The sequence below is a fragment of the Ruegeria sp. N11 genome, from assembly GCF_056531525.1.
Map to the genome: position 1 here is coordinate 13,775 of NZ_JBQFLX010000018.1, position 16,825 is coordinate 30,599.

15 protein-coding genes are annotated in these 16,825 nt (G+C 58.1%); 3 read left to right on the forward strand and 12 right to left on the reverse strand.

Going from position 1 to position 16,825, the window contains the following annotated elements; genetic code table 11:
• Positions 1-254 precede the first annotated feature (254 nt).
• A complete protein-coding gene (locus tag ACR0J8_RS18005; protein ID WP_480523805.1) occupies positions 255-755 on the reverse strand; it encodes a DUF6647 family protein in 501 nt (166 codons plus the stop codon).
• 103 nt (positions 756-858) lie between these two features.
• Between ACR0J8_RS18005 and ACR0J8_RS18010 the strand changes: the two genes are divergently transcribed.
• Positions 859-1,776: a LysR substrate-binding domain-containing protein gene (locus tag ACR0J8_RS18010; RefSeq protein WP_480523803.1), complete on the forward strand. Its 918-nt coding sequence runs from the start codon at positions 859-861 to the stop codon at positions 1,774-1,776.
• Between the two features lie 254 nt (positions 1,777-2,030).
• Here the strand turns inward: ACR0J8_RS18010 and ACR0J8_RS18015 are convergent, their stop codons facing one another.
• From ACR0J8_RS18015 to rpsJ, 5 genes are all read right to left on the reverse strand, one after another.
• Positions 2,031-3,065 (reverse strand): fatty acid desaturase, encoded by a 1,035-nt coding sequence (locus ACR0J8_RS18015; protein WP_480523801.1) that lies wholly within the window; start codon positions 3,063-3,065, stop codon positions 2,031-2,033.
• Positions 3,066-3,235: 170 nt separating this feature from the next.
• The gene (locus ACR0J8_RS18020; protein ID WP_170806952.1) at positions 3,236-3,532 is read right to left on the reverse strand and encodes a 50S ribosomal protein L23; all 297 of its coding nucleotides are present in this window, start codon (positions 3,530-3,532) and stop codon (positions 3,236-3,238) included.
• Entirely contained in the window at positions 3,529-4,146 is a 618-nt protein-coding gene (rplD, locus tag ACR0J8_RS18025) for a 50S ribosomal protein L4 (protein WP_155148664.1), read from the reverse strand. The genes ACR0J8_RS18020 and rplD overlap by 4 nt, the downstream gene beginning before the upstream one ends.
• Entirely contained in the window at positions 4,143-4,868 is a 726-nt protein-coding gene (gene rplC, locus ACR0J8_RS18030; RefSeq protein WP_170351686.1) for a 50S ribosomal protein L3, read from the reverse strand. The genes rplD and rplC overlap by 4 nt, the downstream gene beginning before the upstream one ends.
• Before the next feature lie 15 nt (positions 4,869-4,883).
• The gene (rpsJ, locus tag ACR0J8_RS18035) at positions 4,884-5,198 is read right to left on the reverse strand and encodes a 30S ribosomal protein S10 (RefSeq protein ID WP_008756422.1); all 315 of its coding nucleotides are present in this window, start codon (positions 5,196-5,198) and stop codon (positions 4,884-4,886) included.
• Between the two features lie 278 nt (positions 5,199-5,476).
• Here rpsJ and ACR0J8_RS18040 point away from each other — a divergent pair, with 278 nt between their 5' ends.
• On the forward strand, positions 5,477-7,198 hold the full coding sequence (locus ACR0J8_RS18040) for an amidohydrolase (protein WP_480891498.1): 1,722 nt from the start codon (positions 5,477-5,479) through the stop codon (positions 7,196-7,198).
• Between the two features lie 196 nt (positions 7,199-7,394).
• Here the strand turns inward: ACR0J8_RS18040 and ACR0J8_RS18045 are convergent, their stop codons facing one another.
• On the reverse strand, positions 7,395-8,057 hold the full coding sequence (locus ACR0J8_RS18045; RefSeq protein ID WP_480523797.1) for a hypothetical protein: 663 nt from the start codon (positions 8,055-8,057) through the stop codon (positions 7,395-7,397).
• A gap of 204 nt (positions 8,058-8,261) precedes the next feature.
• Here ACR0J8_RS18045 and ACR0J8_RS18050 point away from each other — a divergent pair, with 204 nt between their 5' ends.
• Positions 8,262-9,125, forward strand: a complete 864-nt coding sequence (locus ACR0J8_RS18050; protein WP_480891501.1) for a hypothetical protein — start codon at positions 8,262-8,264, stop codon at positions 9,123-9,125.
• Here the strand turns inward: ACR0J8_RS18050 and ACR0J8_RS18055 are convergent, their stop codons facing one another.
• The 5 genes from ACR0J8_RS18055 to ACR0J8_RS18075 are packed head-to-tail and all read right to left on the reverse strand — an operon-like array spanning position 9,126 to position 16,817.
• Entirely contained in the window at positions 9,126-10,328 is a 1,203-nt protein-coding gene (locus ACR0J8_RS18055) for an ABC transporter permease family protein (protein WP_480891503.1), read from the reverse strand.
• A complete protein-coding gene (locus ACR0J8_RS18060; RefSeq protein WP_480891505.1) occupies positions 10,325-11,077 on the reverse strand; it encodes an ATP-binding cassette domain-containing protein in 753 nt (250 codons plus the stop codon). Before ACR0J8_RS18060 ends, ACR0J8_RS18055 begins: the two co-directional genes overlap by 4 nt.
• Positions 11,078-11,080: 3 nt before the next feature.
• The gene (locus ACR0J8_RS18065) at positions 11,081-13,036 is read right to left on the reverse strand and encodes a vWA domain-containing protein (RefSeq protein WP_480523789.1); all 1,956 of its coding nucleotides are present in this window, start codon (positions 13,034-13,036) and stop codon (positions 11,081-11,083) included.
• Positions 13,033-14,097 (reverse strand): hypothetical protein, encoded by a 1,065-nt coding sequence (locus ACR0J8_RS18070; RefSeq protein WP_480523787.1) that lies wholly within the window; start codon positions 14,095-14,097, stop codon positions 13,033-13,035. The genes ACR0J8_RS18065 and ACR0J8_RS18070 overlap by 4 nt, the downstream gene beginning before the upstream one ends.
• Positions 14,094-16,817, reverse strand: coding sequence for a virulence factor SrfC family protein (locus ACR0J8_RS18075; RefSeq protein ID WP_480523785.1), 2,724 nt, complete (start codon positions 16,815-16,817; stop codon positions 14,094-14,096). Before ACR0J8_RS18075 ends, ACR0J8_RS18070 begins: the two co-directional genes overlap by 4 nt.
• Positions 16,818-16,825 lie beyond the last annotated feature (8 nt).

The window sequence follows — 16,825 nt, forward strand, 5'->3', positions numbered from 1 at the left end:
GTGCAGGGGATTTCCCTGCTATGTGATAGGCCCCCGTAGGTGCCAAGGGTATAGGGCCCCGAAGGTCCCCGGTTACAAATATCAGAGGCCCCGGAACGAATCCGAGGCCGTAAGATTGGGTGCATGTAGCAGTGTTGGGGGTAGGTGTCTATAGGGCCCTGCTGATTTTCTGGCACTCAAATTCGGAACCAACTCAGCAGTCAGGGGGCACAGTAAAAACGACGCCGTTGTTTCGCGAGACCAACAATCTCTCATTATGGATGAATGTCGCGTGCCGTACAACTTGAAGCCAGGACAACCGCGATCCAATTGACGTCCAGCGAAAGGTCGCGCTCGGCCAGCCAGGCCTGCTGCAAACCATAGGCGACCTGTTCCTTGGCGGCCTCACAGTAATAATGCTTACCCTCCTGACGATGATGAATAAGTTCGTGCAGCAGGACAGAAATGTCCTGCGGGTCTTCTGCGCTCCAAGGAAGGACCAGCGTTATCCTCTTCGTTTCAGGATCATAGATCCCGCGGGGCGTGCCGCCAATCATCGAAGCCATCTCACTCGGTTCAGCCAAATCCTTGGTATCAGCAAAAAAGATGCTTGCTGGTGAAGGCGCCCTTGGGAGGTCCGTGGCAGTATCTATCCAGCGGTGAAGCTCTTCCGTCAAATCGTCTGGAACCGTCGGGGTCTCTGCCGCGACCGCGAAGGAAAAGGCAAAAAGAAACTGTGCGGCCACGGCGAGCGTGACACGTCTGAGGAACAGCATTGTTCCCTCCTTCCGAAAGATGAGGAATTGCCCCGAGCCTAGCCGACAGGTATTATTGACCGCAAAAGATCGTTTTTCATTGCTTGATGAGGGAAATTCACGCGTGAAGAAACGGCAATTACCCCCGTTCTCGGCCGTGAAAGCATTTGAGGCCGCAGCCCGGCATCTGAGCTTCAAAGATGCTGCGGACGAACTTTGCTTAAGCCCTTCAGCAATTTCGCACCAAATCCGCGCATTGGAGGATTATCTCGCAACCGCTCTTTTTCGCCGGGAAGGTAACAGGATCAGTTTGACCGGCACCGGTCGAGACTACGCAGGCCGACTGACGCAACTGCTGGACAACCTCGAAGACGGCACCAGCGCGGCGAAGGCTGACGCACATGGTCAAACATTGCGGGTATTGTCCACTCCGGGATTTGCCGCCCGATGGCTTGTGCCAAGGATGGGGCGATTTGAGCACGCGAAAGCGATCAGGCTGCGCATTGCCGAGGGCGCGCCCTCAACAGATTTTGCAACCAACGATGCCGATGTTGTAATCAAGTGGCGCGATGACCCCGAGGTAGGGGTCGATGTCGTGCCATTCCTGAACTCGGCGCGTTATCCGGTCGCTTCACCATCGCTGTTGGAACGCGAAAACATCTCTCATCCAAGGGACCTGTTGCGCTTGACGCTGTTTCGTGACGAAGTTGACGATCAATGGGCTGAATGGTTCCGTGCCGCAGGCGTTGTTGCCGAGCTTCCGTGTGGTGACCCGATTTATCCAAACTGCGAATATGCTTCCACTGCGGCAGAGGCTGGTCTTGGGGTATCGCTTGCCTATGAAGCCGTCATAGGCAGTTCGGTCAACGATGGTCGCCTCGTACGATTGTTCGGGGCCACAACGATTCCATTCACCATCTATGCTATTGCAACGCAAAAAGAAAAACGCGACGACCCACTCGTCAACAGTTTCCGCGAATGGCTGCTCTCTGAGGCCAGGGAAAACGTCGCAAGATCACAACCGATCGAAGCTGCTGAGTAAGAATCCGAGCTCAAGACTTTTTCATTTATTCAGCGTTTTGCCCCATTGTGCAAATTCACAAAGATGACTGCAGCTCTGCAAACTTCCCGTAAACCAGAAAACAATACCTCCGCTTTGGCGGGGGCTTTCACCTCTCTCCAAAAACCGGTTCGATCAGAGACCGGAGGGCACGACGATGGTGTTACCTATTACCAGGGTCACACAGGCTATCTTAAGTCTTTCCGCTTGCCCAACTGTCCGCGGTAACTACCCGCTCACCCATACAGCGCCCGCGCCTCGGCAAAGGACAACAGGCGACGGCTTTGCTCGTCCCACAAATGCAAGCGCGCGTTGGCGAGGCTCTCACGGATGGTCATCCGGTTGCTATTTGCCAGTTCATCATGGTCGCGCAGCACTTCGGTCAGGCGGTAGAACGGGATGCGGCTGTACAGGTGGTGGACGTGGTGGATGCCAATATTGGCCGTGAACCACTGCAATATGGATGGCAGGATGTAATGCGAACTGCCGTGCAGGGCGGCCTCGTGCAATTGCCAGTCCTTGTCGGGATCCCATTGCGTCTCTTCAAACTGGTGCTGAACGTAAAATAGCCAAACGCCAGCCGCAGCGGCAACCAGCGTTGACGGCAGAAAGATCAGCACCATCGGCATCAGGCCACCAAAATAGTAGATCGCCCCCAGCACGGTCAGAATGGCAAGGTTTGTCACCATCGCGCTGACCCAGAATTTCGGAATTCCTGTCAGGCCTAGCGGCAGGCGGTTCTGCAACAGGAACAAATAGCCAGGACCAAAGCCAAACAGGGTGATCGGATGACGATACACGCGGTACCAAAACTGGCTCATCGGCTTCAGTGCGCGGTATTCGTCCACCGTCAGCGTATGGACGTCGCCCATCCCGCGCTTGTCCAGATTACCGGAAGAGTTGTGATGCGTGGAATGCGTACGACGCCAGACGTCATAGGGTGTCAGGGTCAGCACGCCGATCCCCCGCCCGACCCAGTCACTGACCGTCCGGTTCGTGAAAAACGCCCCGTGCCCGCAATCATGCTGTATGGCAAACAGGCGTAGCAGGAACGCCGCATTTATAACCGAGATTGCAAAAGCCAGCCAATAGCTGACCGACAAAGACGCCCACGCCAACGCCCAAAGCGCGATGAAAGGGATTATGGTGGCTCCAAGCTCGAACCAACTGCGCGGCTGGCTCGGCTCCCGATATTTTGCCAGCGTCGACACCCAATCCCGCGCAACGGTCATATCCGGGTTGGCCCGGGTCGAGAAAGAGGATTGGGTCATGCGCCTGCCATATCTTTTGTTTGTTGCATCCCAGATAGACGACCCTACCGGCATAGCAATCCATTTCTTGTCGAGGCGCTGGGTATGGCGCTCAATTTTTGGTGTCGCCACCTAAAGAAAAACCCCCGCTTTCGCGGGGGTCTTATTGGTTTGTCCAAAGACAGTTCCGATCAGAGACCGGTAGAGATGTCGATGGTGTTGCCCTCTTCCAGGGTCACGTATGCTTTCTTGACGTCTTTCCGACGGCCCAACTGGCCGCGGAACCGCTTGACCTTGCCTTTGGTCACGGTGGTGTTCACCGCCTTGACCTTCACACCAAACAGCGCCTCGACGGCCTCTTTGATCTGCGGCTTGTTGCTGTCGATCGCCACTTCAAAGACAACCGCGCCGTTTTCGGACGCCATGGTCGACTTTTCGGTGATGATCGGCTTGCGGATCACGTCGTAGTGTTCTGCCTTCGCGCTCATTTCAGACGAGCCTCCAGTGCTTCGACAGCCGCTTTGGTGAGCACCAGGGTGTCACGCTTGAGGATGTCATAAACGTTTGCACCCATCGACGGCAGAATATCCAGACCTTCGATGTTGCGCGACGCCTTCAGGAACCCTTCGTTCACGGTCGCGCCGTCGATGACCAGAGCGCGTTTCCAGCCCAGGTTTGCAACCTGTTTGGCCAGAGCGGCGGTCTTGCCTTCGGCTTCGGCGTTCTCGATCACAACCAGTTCACCTGCCTTGGCTTTTGCCGACAAAGCGTGGCGCAGGCCAAGCTTGCGGAACTTCTTCGGCAGGTCGTGGCCGTGCGAACGAGGGGTCGGGCCCTTGTAGATACCACCCTTGCGGAAGATCGGCGCGTTACGGTCACCATGGCGTGCGCCACCGGTGCCCTTCTGGCGATAGATCTTCTTGGTCGAGTAGCTGGTTTCCGAGCGGGTCTTCACCTTGTGGGTGCCGGCCTGCGCGTTGTTGCGCTGCCAACGGACCACACGGTGCAGGATGTCCGCACGTGGCTCGAGACCGAACAGATCGGCGTTCAGCTCGATGTCGCCGGCTTTGCCGCCGTCCAGTTTGATTACATCAAGTTTCATGCTTCACCACCTTCCGCGGGAGCTTCTTCCGCGGGTGCTTCGGTTGCAGCCGATTTCACAGCAGCCGGGAAAGGCAGGCCTTCCGGAGCTTTCTTCTTCACGGCGTCCTTGACGGTGACCCAGCCCGATTTCGGTCCGGGAACGGCGCCTTTGATGAAGACCAGACCACGGTCGGCGTCAGTTTTGACGACTTCCAGGTTCTGGGTGGTAACACGAGCAGCACCCATGTGACCGGCCATCTTCTTGCCTTTGAAAACCTTGCCCGGGTCCTGACACTGACCGGTCGAGCCGTGCGAACGGTGGCTGATCGAAACACCGTGCGAGGCGCGAAGACCACCGAAGTTGTGGCGCTTCATTGCACCGGCAAAGCCTTTACCGATCGAGGTACCCGAAACGTCAACTTTCTGACCTTCCAGGAAGTGTTCTGCCGAAATCTCGGCGCCCACTTCGATCAGGCCATCTTCGGAGACGCGGAACTCGGCCAGCTTACGCTTGGGCTCAACCTTTGCAGCGGCATAGTGACCGCGCATGGCCTTCGAGGTTCGTTTTGCCTTGGCAGCACCTGCGCCCAGCTGAACGGCGGTGTAGCCGTCTTTGTCAGCGGTACGCTGTGCAACGACCTGCAGGTTGTCCAGGTGAAGAACGGTCACAGGGATCTGCTTGCCGTCTTCCATGAACAGGCGGGTCATGCCAACTTTTTTTGCGATAATACCAGAGCGCATTCTCATACCCTCCGATTACGACTGCAGCTTGATCTCGACGTCCACACCAGCAGCGAGGTCGAGCTTCATCAGCGCGTCCACGGTCTGGGGGGTCGGATCAACGATGTCCAAGAGACGCTTGTGCGTGCGGATCTCGAACTGGTCGCGGGATTTCTTGTCAACGTGAGGGCCACGGAGAACCGTGAACTTCTCAATCTTGTTCGGCAGCGGGATCGGGCCGCGCACGTTCGCGCCGGTCCGCTTGGCAGTGTTGACGATCTCTTGCGTGCTGGCATCCAGAACGCGATAGTCAAATGCCTTCAGCCGAATACGGATGTTTTGGCTTTGCATATTAACAGCCTTTTATCAGGCGTTGAGGTTGAGAGGAGGACAGACGCGCATCGCCAACCCTCATCGAACCCAAAAGGCGGGAATCACCCCGCCTTGATGTTCTTGTCGAGAACTCGCGCGATCTACAGGGGTGTGAGGAGTTTGGCAAGGGTGAATTGATATCGGCTTGGATTTGGCCTTGCCTACTTCGTCGCACGACTAGCAATCAGCCGTAAAGGTCGTTTTTTGGGATTGGTACACTATGATCATATTCGAATTATTCGTTTGGAGAGGTTGCAATGACTAAACTACTTGTTTCGGCTATCGCCATTTTTGCCAGTACATCCCCCGCATTCGCGCAGTCCAATCGAAGTAACCCAACTGCTGATTACGCTCTGATCAACGGAGAGATCCATACGATGGACGCAGGCAGAAGCGTTGCAACCGCCGTGGGAATAGAAGGCGATGAAATCGTCTATGTGGGCGATGCGGCCGGTTTGAAGGACGTCATCGGCATCGGTACCGAAGTCATCGACCTCAAAGGTAGAATGGCCCTTCCGGGTTTTGTTGATGGGCATATACATGCGGCCGCAGGCGGGTTGATCATGCTTGGCGTGGATCTGCAGACAGATGACAAGGACGAGCTGTTTTCCCGTATCCGCCAGGAAGCCGAAACCAACGACAATGACATAATTCTGGGCTACGGGGTCCGTTTCAACCCATGGACGGACGGAAATCCGACGGCCGCCATGCTCGATGAAATTGAACCTGACCGACCTGTGTTTTTGTGGGCAATCGACGGCCACGCGGCTTGGGTGAATTCCAAGGCGTTGGAAATGGCCGGTGTCGACAAGGACACGCCTGACACAGCGCCGGGTTTTTCCTTTTTTGAACGTGACACCGACGGCAACCCGACCGGGTGGGTCGTCGAGGTGCCAGCCCAGATGCAGGTTCTGACTTCGCTGATAGACATCAACCCCGAGTTCTTGGCGGATGGTGTTTCGAACTGGCTACAGCGTTTCGCTGCTGCCGGGATCACCGCAGTTCATGACCACGGCATTCAGGGGATGAGCCAGGAAGAAGGCTTTCAGATGATGGCCGATTTCGAGAAAAACGGAGATCTGCCAATACGCTTCATCGGCTCATTCTACTGGAACGACGGGGCGATTGACCCCCTTCCCGGCACTCAGGAGCTCAGCGACAAGTTCGACTCTGAATTAGTCAAGGCTCGCTATCTGAAGATCAATATTGATGGTGGGGACGACAAATGGAATGCGCTCTACGTGGATCCATATGCCGACAAACCCGAACTTGAGGTCGACCCGATTATTCCGATCAGATTGGTCAAAGACGCGGTGATCCGCGCCGATGCCTCAGGCTTCAACGTCACGTGTCACTGCTTCGGGGATCTGGCGGTAAGAACTCTTCTGGACGCCATTGAGGCCGCAATCGAAGTGAACCCTGACCGCAAACGTGCGCACAAGATAACGCATGGCACCCTGGTTCATCCCGACGATTACGCCCGGTTCGGAGAGCTGGGCGTCATATATGACACAACCGGCGCGTGGATGACCTTTGACCCGCTCATGCAGTCCATTTCAACGTCCAGACTGGGTGAAGAGCGCGTGCAGGCGATGTTTCCGGTGAACAGGGTCGCGGACGAGGGTGGTATATTCTCATTCGGTTCGGACTGGCCTGTGTCCGGGTACGTATCCGAGTATCGTCCGCTTGCAGCCATTGAGGCAGGGGTAACACGCCAGTTGCGCGGTCGCGCGGATGTTCCGCCGCTGGGTGGAGAAGAGGCCAAAATACCGCTGCAAATGGCATTGGAAGCACATACGATCAACGCCGCTAAAGGTATGGCAATGGACGGCGAGATCGGGAGCATCGAAGTCGGAAAGAAGGCCGATATTGTAGTGCTTGGGGAAAACCTGTTCGAAGTCGAACCATCAGCCATCTCGGATGTCGAAGTTGTCTACACGATCATGGGTGGCGCACTGACGCACCAGAAATCGGATTGAACCGGAGACTTCCTGAACTGCCCGAATTTCGGCGACACGTAGCGGGCCGCCCCATTTGGGGCGGATGCTTCAGCTTGACGATGTGCCGAGTTCAAGCCCGGACTGTCTTTGGTCTTCGGAGAAATTCTGCCAAACGCGGGTGCCGACAGCGTGACCCTCATCGCGCTTGGCGACGCACGAAAACTATCCTCAAACTTCAAGCCGGCGCACGTTCGAACCCGACCGTGGCCTCGCCTCCGGTTTCGGGCTGCAAGGTCTCGCAACTCGCCTTGCCGTTTTCCGCCAGGGCGCAACTGATCTGGCGCTGATGGATGTAGCCGTTGTCCTGGCAGGCAAGATTTCCAGGCTCGATCAGGTTCAGCTGACCTTGCGCGAATTGCGCCTGAACCCTGCCTTCGCATGTGATCCCATCGTTCGACCGCATGACCTGCTTGCCGTTGCCATTGGTGTCGAAACACATCTGCCAGTCCCGATAGGTGCGGATTTCACCGGAATCGACGTCACGGGTGCGATAGGTGGTGTCCAGCGACCAGCAGCCGTAAAGCATTTCCAGATCCGCCTCGTTCCACCCCTCATCGTGCAGCGGTCCGGTGGCATCGGGTGGGGCCTTGACGCATTGCAGCGCGGCCAGTTCTCTCTCCAACTGAAAGATACGGCGTTCCAGCTCCAGACCGGCTGCTTTCGACACACTCAGTTGCTCCTGCGCGACCAGTTGCGTTTGCGGCTTACAGCCTGTCAGGTCCCGCAGTATCGGGATCTGCAACGCACATGCCTGCAGGATCAGTGCCGCAGAAACACCGGCGAGGCCGACGATGCCGACACTGGCAATCATGACTGGCAGGGTTGATCTGACCGGCATATTCCTTAGCGATACCTAATAATTATCTCAAAAACTTCTCTGGCAGAGTTGCGGATATTAGGCCGTTGGTCAATCCGCCCCTTGCCCGAGCAGAATGACAGTTTTCGTTATTTTGCGGGGCGGGGAAGTCGGATAAACTGAAACCTGTATTGGTGGAGTTGGGTCGTGACTGTTTTGAGCCGTCTATTTCGAATTTGGTTTGTCTTGTATCTTTTTGCCGGCACACTGGCCCACGCCCAGCATCAGGGGCACAACACAACCCGCAGCGTATTGTGGTTCAACGCGATGCCCGATTACAGCCCCGAGGTTGTATCGCGGCACCGTCAGCAAATGGCCCAGTTCCTCGATCAGTATCGCGAAGGCAAGGATTTCAATGTCACATACGAACGGAACCTGCAGGGTGGTGGCCTGGCGGCGGCTTTGCGGGGCGGGCAATACGATATTCTGATTCTGGACACAGCTAATCAACGCAAACGGATGAATGCTGAAGACGTGCAGGCCCTGCAGCAGTTTTACGGGGCAGGGCGCCGAACGCTGATGCTGGACGGTTCTTTCGCGATCCGGAACATCAATCATAACCCGACCACGAAGTTTCCGGGCCGGAACGGATCAAGCGGGGCCATTCTGGTCAATCAGCTGTCGGCGCTGGCCGAGCGAGGCGGCGGCGTTCTGATCGGGACGGACCATAATATCTGGCAGGTCAACGCCAACGCGGCGCTGGGCGCACTGGTGCCAGGCGCGCGCTTCAAGGGGACCACCAACCCGTCAACGGACGGCGACTTCATCGGCACAACGCTGATCGGTGGGCGCGAGTCCGTGAAGGCACTGGATTTGCTGCGGCATTGGGAATCCGTGCCCAATCAGGGTGAGGCCCCGGTCGGCACGTTTCAGGATTTCAGTGGGCAGCAGATCGTGTTGTATTCGCTTGTCGAAACAGCTGACAAACCCGGTGGCGGGCGCAAGCGGCCTTATATCTCGGCCAGCTATTACCCCGGCGACAACCGTATCCCGATCGACAGCGACGAAGAGATTTTCGACAATCTGCCTACACACAAAAGCGGCAGTTGATCAGGTCGCCCCTTCGCGCAGCACTTCAGCGGGGTCCACACGCGCAGCACTGCGAGCCGCAAAAAAGGCGGCGGCCATCACAAACACCAGTGTCAGAACGATGATGACCAGGCTTTGAAGCAACCCCAGAACGACAAGACCGTTTTCTTCGGTCAGGCCGCTGTCAAACAAGCGCTCGGCCAGATTGCCGGCGATCCAGAACAGTACGAAACTGACCAGCAAGCCGATCAATCCGCTGACAAATGCCTGAACGACGGGAAACATCCACAGCCTGCGCGGGCCGATCCCCAACAAGGCCAACGAGGCGAGCGTCTGACGCTTGCGCGCGACCTCACCCCAGAACCCGAAGACCAGCGCGGCGGCCAGACCCAGACTGGCAACCCCGGCTGTCAGCAGCAGTGCCAGATTCAGATTGCGTCCCAGGCTGAGGACGCCGCTGACCTCCGCCGTGCGGGCTTCGGTCTGCACGCCAAACCGCTGTTCCAGCCTTGATTGCAGGGCCGCCAGTTCGGTGATGTCGCGGGCAAAGACGCGCATCCCTTCGAATTCAGGCTTGCGTGCGGCGATGTCGCGCCCTTCGGTTATTCCATGATCGGGCAGGGCGTATTCGTCATAAAAGGCTTCGACCAGATCCAGCACCTCGATATTGGCCAGAACGGACCGGCCGGACAGCGCGGAATCCGGAAGGATCACGACAAGTTCCAGCGGCAGCATCAGTTGCCGTTTTCGTTCTGTAGCCTGCGTGAAAATCTGCACGATGTCGCCAACGGAGAACTCGAGCTGACGTGCCAGACTGGCGCTGAGGACCACCTGGTCTGCGCCCAGTTCAAGGTCCTTTGGCAAGGTCGGGTCACCTGTGCCCGACGGAACCAGAACAGCGTCTCGCTTAGCGACCGCCCCTTCCTTTCGGACATTGACGAAATCAAAGATCGACCGGGTTTTTGCCGTGGCAAAGGCCGTCTGTTCCCAGCCCGCCACCTCGGCTACGTCGCTTTCAACAAACGCGCTGTTTCCGGTGGTTTCGATCCGCAAGGTCGCCGGGTCGTTCAACAGCCGCCCGATCAGCGCGTCATAAACCCCGTTCTTGACGCCGAAGATCACCATGAGCGGCACCAGGACCCCGGCAAGAATTGCGACATTGCAGATCAGATGTACGCGTTGGCGCAACAGGTCGCGCAAGGCCAGCTCGATCATCAGCCTCATGCCGCGTCCCCCGCTGTCGCCACTCCGGTCTGGCCGTGTAGTTGGCTGATGACGTTGGACTGGTTCGCCGGATCCACCAGTCCAAGGGCGATCCGGCGGAGCGAAAACTGGTCCAGAAGGTCCAGATCATGGGACGAGATGATTACACCGGCCCCGCCCGAAATGGCCATATCGATCAGCAACCCCATCGCGGTCGAGGCTGCCCCGGGGTCCAGCGCTGCGGTGGGTTCGTCCGCGATCACAAAGGCGGGGCGATGCGCCAGCGCACGGCAGATGGCAACACGCTGACGCTGACCGATGGACAACGCGCCGGGATACAGCGCGGAAATTTCCGAGATCTCCAATCGCCGCAGCAACTCGCTGCACCATCCCGGATCATCCATACCGACAATCTTTTGCGACAGCGCAACATTGTCGGCCACGGTCAGAAAAGGCAAAAGGCCGCCGCTTTGTGGAACGAACCCAAACATCGTCCCGCGAATTTCAGCGGGCGACGTGCTGTGATTGTTCCAGATGCCGCCAAAATCCAGCCCATCCTCATCAACCCCGATCAGAAATTTCTTCGCCGTTGATGGACGCCGCAGCAACCCGAGTGTCTCAAGCAACAGGGTCTTGCCCGTGCCGCTGGGGCCGGTCAGGCCTATCGCTTCTCCTGAAGTCAGGCTTAGGCCCGGAACATCCAGCGTAAACCGACGTTCCAGATCGCTCAGGCTGACCGATACACCTTCAAGAAGCAGCTGAGCCGACACGGGTCAGGGCAACACGTCAAAGGGCATGGCAAAGACATGCTCGCCGTCAGGCGCGCCCTCGTAAAGTGCAGTCCAGACGGTGCTGTCAAACAGCCACTTCCGATATTGGGTCAGTTTCTGGCGCATGCCATCGATCACGCTGCGGCGGAACATGGCGCTTTCGGCCCAGCGTTGCTCGCTCATGCCCAGAACCTGGCTTTGATAGGGCAGACGGTCCAGAAACTCCATCGCGCCGCCCAGCGTGTCGGCGTTTGCGTTGACCAGCAGGTCCGGGTTCTGCGCCATATCCGCGATCAGACCCCGAACCTGCGAGAAGAAATCAAGCGACTGTTCCGAGCTTTGCGCGGTTTCGCCAAAGCGCACCAAATTGTCCAGAAACTCGGCCATGCTGGCCATCTCGTTCTTGGTCACCAGCAGGCGCGGTTCGATGGCAAGCCGGTCGGGTGCTTCGACAGCGCGATTGGGCAGCCAGCCCTTGATCACGTCAGGGGCTTGCGTGCCTTTTTGTTCACCCAGCCAGGCCAGTTGCATGGCGCGGCCCAGTTCGACCAGGCCTTCGCCAGCCTCTTCCGGGTTGAGCACCGTTTTTTCGCCCCGGACGATACGGACATGGTCGGTCAGTGCGGTCACCAGCCGGGTGACGACGCCTTCAAATGCCTGTTCCGAGCCGCCTTCGATGGGGAAATAGTACTCCCGCCCGGCAAAGCGCGAAAGCTCACGGTATTTGGCGGCGGCATAGGCGTGATTGCCCTGCCCGTTGGGGGTTTTGAGGTGCAGCGTCATGACGACGATATTGCGGCCTTCGGCGTCTTTCTGCAGTTCGACGGTTCCGATCTCGGACCGCGCGTTCGGATCCCGCGGGTCTTTCGGCCCAGCGTCGGTCACCAGAATGACATAGCGCGCATCGATCTTGTCACCGTCACCCTTGGACAGTTCCCAATCAATCGTATCGATCGCATCCTCGACGCCAGCAAGGCTGTCTTCGTTGAAACCGGGCGAATTGGCGCGGGCCACATAGGTTGCCTCGCCAATCGCAGACAGAACCGGGCTTTGATCCTGACGCCGTTCCACATCCATCAGAGTTTTGGTGCGGTATTCCAGCTCTGGCACAGCTTCGGTGTTGTCGCGAAATCCGATCACTCCGAAATTGACCAGCTTTCCGATTTCGGTGCCCTCAATCTGGCGCACTGTGTTCTGAAGAACGCGCTGTGTGGCAGCGATGTAAGGCTCCATCGACTGCGTCGTGTCCAGAACAAAGACGATGCCCACATCAAAGGCTGCCGGATCGCCCTGAAGTTCCTGTGCGCCTGCCGTATCCTCTTGTTTCGGGACCGAGGCCACCTGCATCAGCAGGACCTCGTCATATGTCAACGGATGCAACGCCTCGGTGAAATCGAGGATCGGCATCAGATACAGTTCGTCGCGGATATTGACGAATTCCTGTGGTTCGACCGAGACGACACCATTCTGACCGTCAACAACACCGGCCGAGGCTTCGGCGACCAGACGTTCCTGCACATCGCGCAGCGCTTCGTGGTTCATCAGCCAATCTAGGTTCTGCTGCGTGTCGAACAGCAGTTGACGGCTGCGACCGGCGGAATTGGTAAAGGCACCGACGATGTTCTGCTTCCATGGTACGGTACCGGGCTCCTGCACCCAGCCTTCGGGCGCCATATTCGGGCTTGGGCCGACCTCAAGCCAACCGTCTTGCCGTGCAAAGACATAAAGCGGCTGAAAGGCCGGATAGGTCGATTGCGCAGGGCCGTTTGCCGACGGGTGAAGCGTGGTGCCGGGGCGGGTCAGGACCCGTTCATAGATTGTTTGGGTTCCTTCAAGCAGCAGGGGTTTGCGTTGCTGTGCGTCCGCACCAGCCGCCCCAAACGCCCAGAGCAATGCAAAGACGGCAACGAACCGGAGTATCAGGGCAGGGTGCATGGTTTTCAGGGTCCTCTGGGTCACTGGCAATAATCTTCAAACGCGCTTTTCGACAGGGAATCGGACTTGATCCGCAGACGTGTACAGACCGCTGCCAGGCGATCCGCTGCTTCCTGGGACCCGGCCTTGACGGCCCTGTCGTAATACTCCGCCGCCAGGGACGGCTTATCAGGGAATGTCAGGCCGATCTGACCTTCGATAACGTCATCCGTGACGCCGCTGTCGTAAATTGAACCGAACATGGCAAGCGCCTGGGCATCTCCGGCAAGGGCCGCTTTTTCGACAAGACCCAGTGCGTCATCGGCCGACAAACTGCCACCGCATTCGCGCATTTTGCCTGCCACCGCGTCGAAACCTTGCGACGAGAGTTCGGCAAGCTGAGACATGGCGCAGGCATTCTGTACCGGGTCCGGTTCAGGTTCGGGCGCGGGTTCCGGCTCAGTCACTTCGACCGGGTCATCTTCCGGCGTGGTGCCCGGCATCAGGAACAGATAGGCAAGCGCGGCAAGGACCGCTGCCACCACGACCCCGCCGATAATCAATCCGGACTTGCTGGATTTTCCTTCGGATTCTTCCTCTGACGTATCTGACGGGGCGACGCTGCCCTTGCCTTCCAGATTGCTTTCAGGTGACTTTGCGTCCCCATCATCGCCCACGTCGACACCACTTTCGGCATCGTCTGTCTGCGGTTGCGCCACCATTACGGTTGGTGCTTTGACTTCAGGTGCCGTGCCGGTGCCGCCGATGCCACCAATGACGGCCTCGTCCGGGCCTGCATTGATATCGTCAGGCCAATAGGTGTCCCAACTGCCGCCGCCCACTTCGATCCGAACGGGTGTATCTTCTTCGATGTGGTTTACAACCTCGGGTCCGACGACCAGTCGCAGCGAGTCGCCGCCCTGTTCGGCGGTGCGCGCCGGGATACTCGCTCGGTTCGGCTGCCAGCCATCCGCGCCCAGCCATTTCTGCTGATAGCTGTTGAACACCGCAACGCTGACCGGATCATCATCGGCGGTCGCACCGGATATGGTGATTTCGGCAAAGCCACCGCGAGGATGTTTGGGATCTGGTTTGATCTCGATCACGAGGGTTGCTCCGCGTTGACTGTTAGCTCGTTGAGGACGCCGCCCAGTTTGATGTTCTGTTCAATATTCACCGTGCCGGCATCACCATCCTTGGCGTTTTCTACAAACAGCGCGTCCAATGCGAATACCCAATCCGTCCAGGTATCTGTCGCGGCTGCGCGGGGCACTTCAGGCAGGCTTTCGGCAGTATCAGCGCCCTTGTGTTTTTCGAACGCTTTCCTGCTTGCTCCTTCGCCAAGATCAATGTCCAGACCCTGTCCATTAAACATGTCGCGGGCGCCAAGCGTAGTGACAAAATTATTAATTCGTTCCGAGCAGACAATGGCGGCAGACGGCGCCTGCTTGTCGACGGTCAGGCTGTAAGAAATGCTTCGCAGCAGTTCCATAATGCCGCTCTGGACATTGGTGCGCGAGAAACCGTGCACCATTTCATTGACCAGATCGCCGGCTTTTTCCGGCGTCAGTTGGAAGATGGCCAGCCGTTCTTCATCCTCACGGAACCGGTTCAGGCCCTCGACCCAGACGGAAATCGCGGTATCTGCCTGAAAGGTCTCGGGCGTCATGGTGCGGATTGATTTTGTCTTTGGCTTGTCATCCTCGGCCTCGGGCGTTTCAGGCGGAGCTGCATTGGCCTGCGAGGTCGGGGCCGATGGTCTGGCCGGTGCGCCGGGACGTAACGGTGCGCCGGGGCGCGCCGGGCTTGGTGCGCTGGTCGCGGCGGCCGGCGTTACTGCGGCAGGTTTGTGCGCTTCATTTGCAACCGCGTTCGTGATGCGGATTGACGAAGGCACCCGCGAAATCCGGTCCTGCACCGCATCCTGATCCACCGACAACGCATTCAGGAAGGCACCGAACCGGTGGTTGGACAAGGTCAGTTCAAGACTGTCGATGATACCGGCGGCGGCAAGTCTCTTTTCCTCGATCCGTTTTTCGACGTCATCGGAGATGTAGAACTGGGCCAGTTCCTGATACAGATTGGCGGCGACCGCTTCGACCTGATTGCTGATCTGGCGCAGTTTGCTTTCGGGTTTGCAGACTTTCGTCAGTTCTTCGATCAGATAGCTGACACCACCATCGTTCAGGCCAAGCGCAGCTTCCCATGCCCGTTCGGGATCCTTGAAGTGCTTTTGCACCGGTTCCGCCTGAAGACAGCCCGCCTTGAGCTCGGCCAGGCGGTTGACCTTGTCGGGGATGATCTCGACCTCGCGTTCATCCTCGTATTTGATCAGCGCTTCGATCGGATAATAGGGGTTTCGCAACCAGTAGCAGTTGGTGAACGGTTCGGTCCCGGCCCATTTGTGAACCCATGACGTTGGCACCTTGCCGAACCCTTTCAGCAAGGACGCATCCATGCGCCGCTCGAACCGCTCGTAATCCTCGGCGCCCGAGGCGCTGTCGATCAGGTGTTTGTCGAACTTGGTCATCACGAAGAACAGAATACAGTCGTTCTTGGCCCGTTCATCCGGGGTCGCGCCATGGGTCAGCTCGATCCACTGCTCGACCAGTCCCGGCAAGCTGAGCGTTTCCATGTTGCTGTCGGGCACACACAGCAGCATCGAGGTGATTTCCTGGTTCGAAACGTAGCGATCGAACAGATAGGCCACCTTGCCGCGCAATAGCATGTTGGTTACGGCTTCTTCGGGATTGCGAAGGGTGACTGACAGAGGTGCCTCAAACCGGTTGCGGGCACCGGGAAAGTCCAGCAGATCGGTTTCGGCAAACAGGGGTGATGGCTGTTCTTCCATCGGAAAGACCAGTTCCGCCGCCAGCGCGGTTGTCACCGCACGGTTCAGCTGACCGTTCTGCCCGGCGGCGGTCTGGATATTCAGCATGTCCTCGCCCTCCGGTCCAAACAGACCCGACAGGGTGTTGACGTCGATGATTGAGGTCTCGCGCGGCTGCAGCGAACCCAGCGAAGCGTAGATCACCTCGGCATGGTTGATCGTCGCCAGCGCTTTGGACAGTTTGATGTACAGGTTGGTCAGCGGTTCGTACCCGCCCCACAGGATCGACAGAAACTGCCCGCGATCTTCGGGTGTCAGGCGCGGAGCTAGTTCGGCCGCTTCGTCCCAGAACCCGCCCAGATTGAAGGCATAGGACGATTTGCTGACCCACTTTTGGACGTAATCAGCAATCTCGTAGACTTCTTCATAGTCTATCCCGCCGGTGGGTGCTGCCTGCGCCTTGCCTGAATGAGCCGAAAAATGAGCCCCCAGCGATTCCGGTGTCGGCGGCTCTTCGGACAGGTCGCCATCCTCGTAAAAGCTGTTGATCAGCGTGCGCGCGATGTCAGCCTCGGTCAGCAGGTTGAGCTGGATCGGGTACCCGTCCGGCGTCGGGGCCTTGGTCATGGTGAACCGCGTCACCAGCCCGGTGGACTCGCCGTCACCTGCCGGATTCACCTGGCTGATATAGTCAAGCTTGCCGCCCGGGCCGTTGAAATCGGCCACCAGACGCCCCTCGTTCGGGCGGGCCAGAACCGAGACCAGAAAGGACTTGCCGGCCTGCGAGGGACCGAAGACACTGACGCTCATCTTGGTTTGCGAAGCGCGCCCCAGTCGTTCGGCCCGCCTTGCAGCTTTGCGCAGAACTTTGGGCAGATGGGCGACGCGGCCCTCGACGGTCTGCGCGTTCTCGGGATCACTGATCCATTCCAGCGCGGCGCGGGACAAGCGGGCGACATCGGTGCAGCGGTTGGTAAGGGCGTCTTGTTGGCTCATATCATCGT

Coding starts and splice junctions, on each gene's coding strand:
- ACR0J8_RS18015 (WP_480523801.1), bottom strand. CDS start 3,065: ATGACCCAATCCTCTTTCTCGACCCGGGCCAACCCGGATATGACCGTT.
- rplD (WP_155148664.1), bottom strand. CDS start 4,146: ATGAAACTTGATGTAATCAAACTGGACGGCGGCAAAGCCGGCGACATC.
- ACR0J8_RS18045 (WP_480523797.1), bottom strand. CDS start 8,057: ATGCCGGTCAGATCAACCCTGCCAGTCATGATTGCCAGTGTCGGCATC.
- ACR0J8_RS18055 (WP_480891503.1), bottom strand. CDS start 10,328: ATGAGGCTGATGATCGAGCTGGCCTTGCGCGACCTGTTGCGCCAACGC.
- ACR0J8_RS18075 (WP_480523785.1), bottom strand. CDS start 16,817: ATGAGCCAACAAGACGCCCTTACCAACCGCTGCACCGATGTCGCCCGC.
- ACR0J8_RS18040 (WP_480891498.1), top strand. CDS start 5,477: ATGACTAAACTACTTGTTTCGGCTATCGCCATTTTTGCCAGTACATCC.
- ACR0J8_RS18005 (WP_480523805.1), bottom strand. CDS start 755: ATGCTGTTCCTCAGACGTGTCACGCTCGCCGTGGCCGCACAGTTTCTT.
- rplC (WP_170351686.1), bottom strand. CDS start 4,868: ATGCGCTCTGGTATTATCGCAAAAAAAGTTGGCATGACCCGCCTGTTC.
- ACR0J8_RS18020 (WP_170806952.1), bottom strand. CDS start 3,532: ATGAGCGCGAAGGCAGAACACTACGACGTGATCCGCAAGCCGATCATC.
- rpsJ (WP_008756422.1), bottom strand. CDS start 5,198: ATGCAAAGCCAAAACATCCGTATTCGGCTGAAGGCATTTGACTATCGC.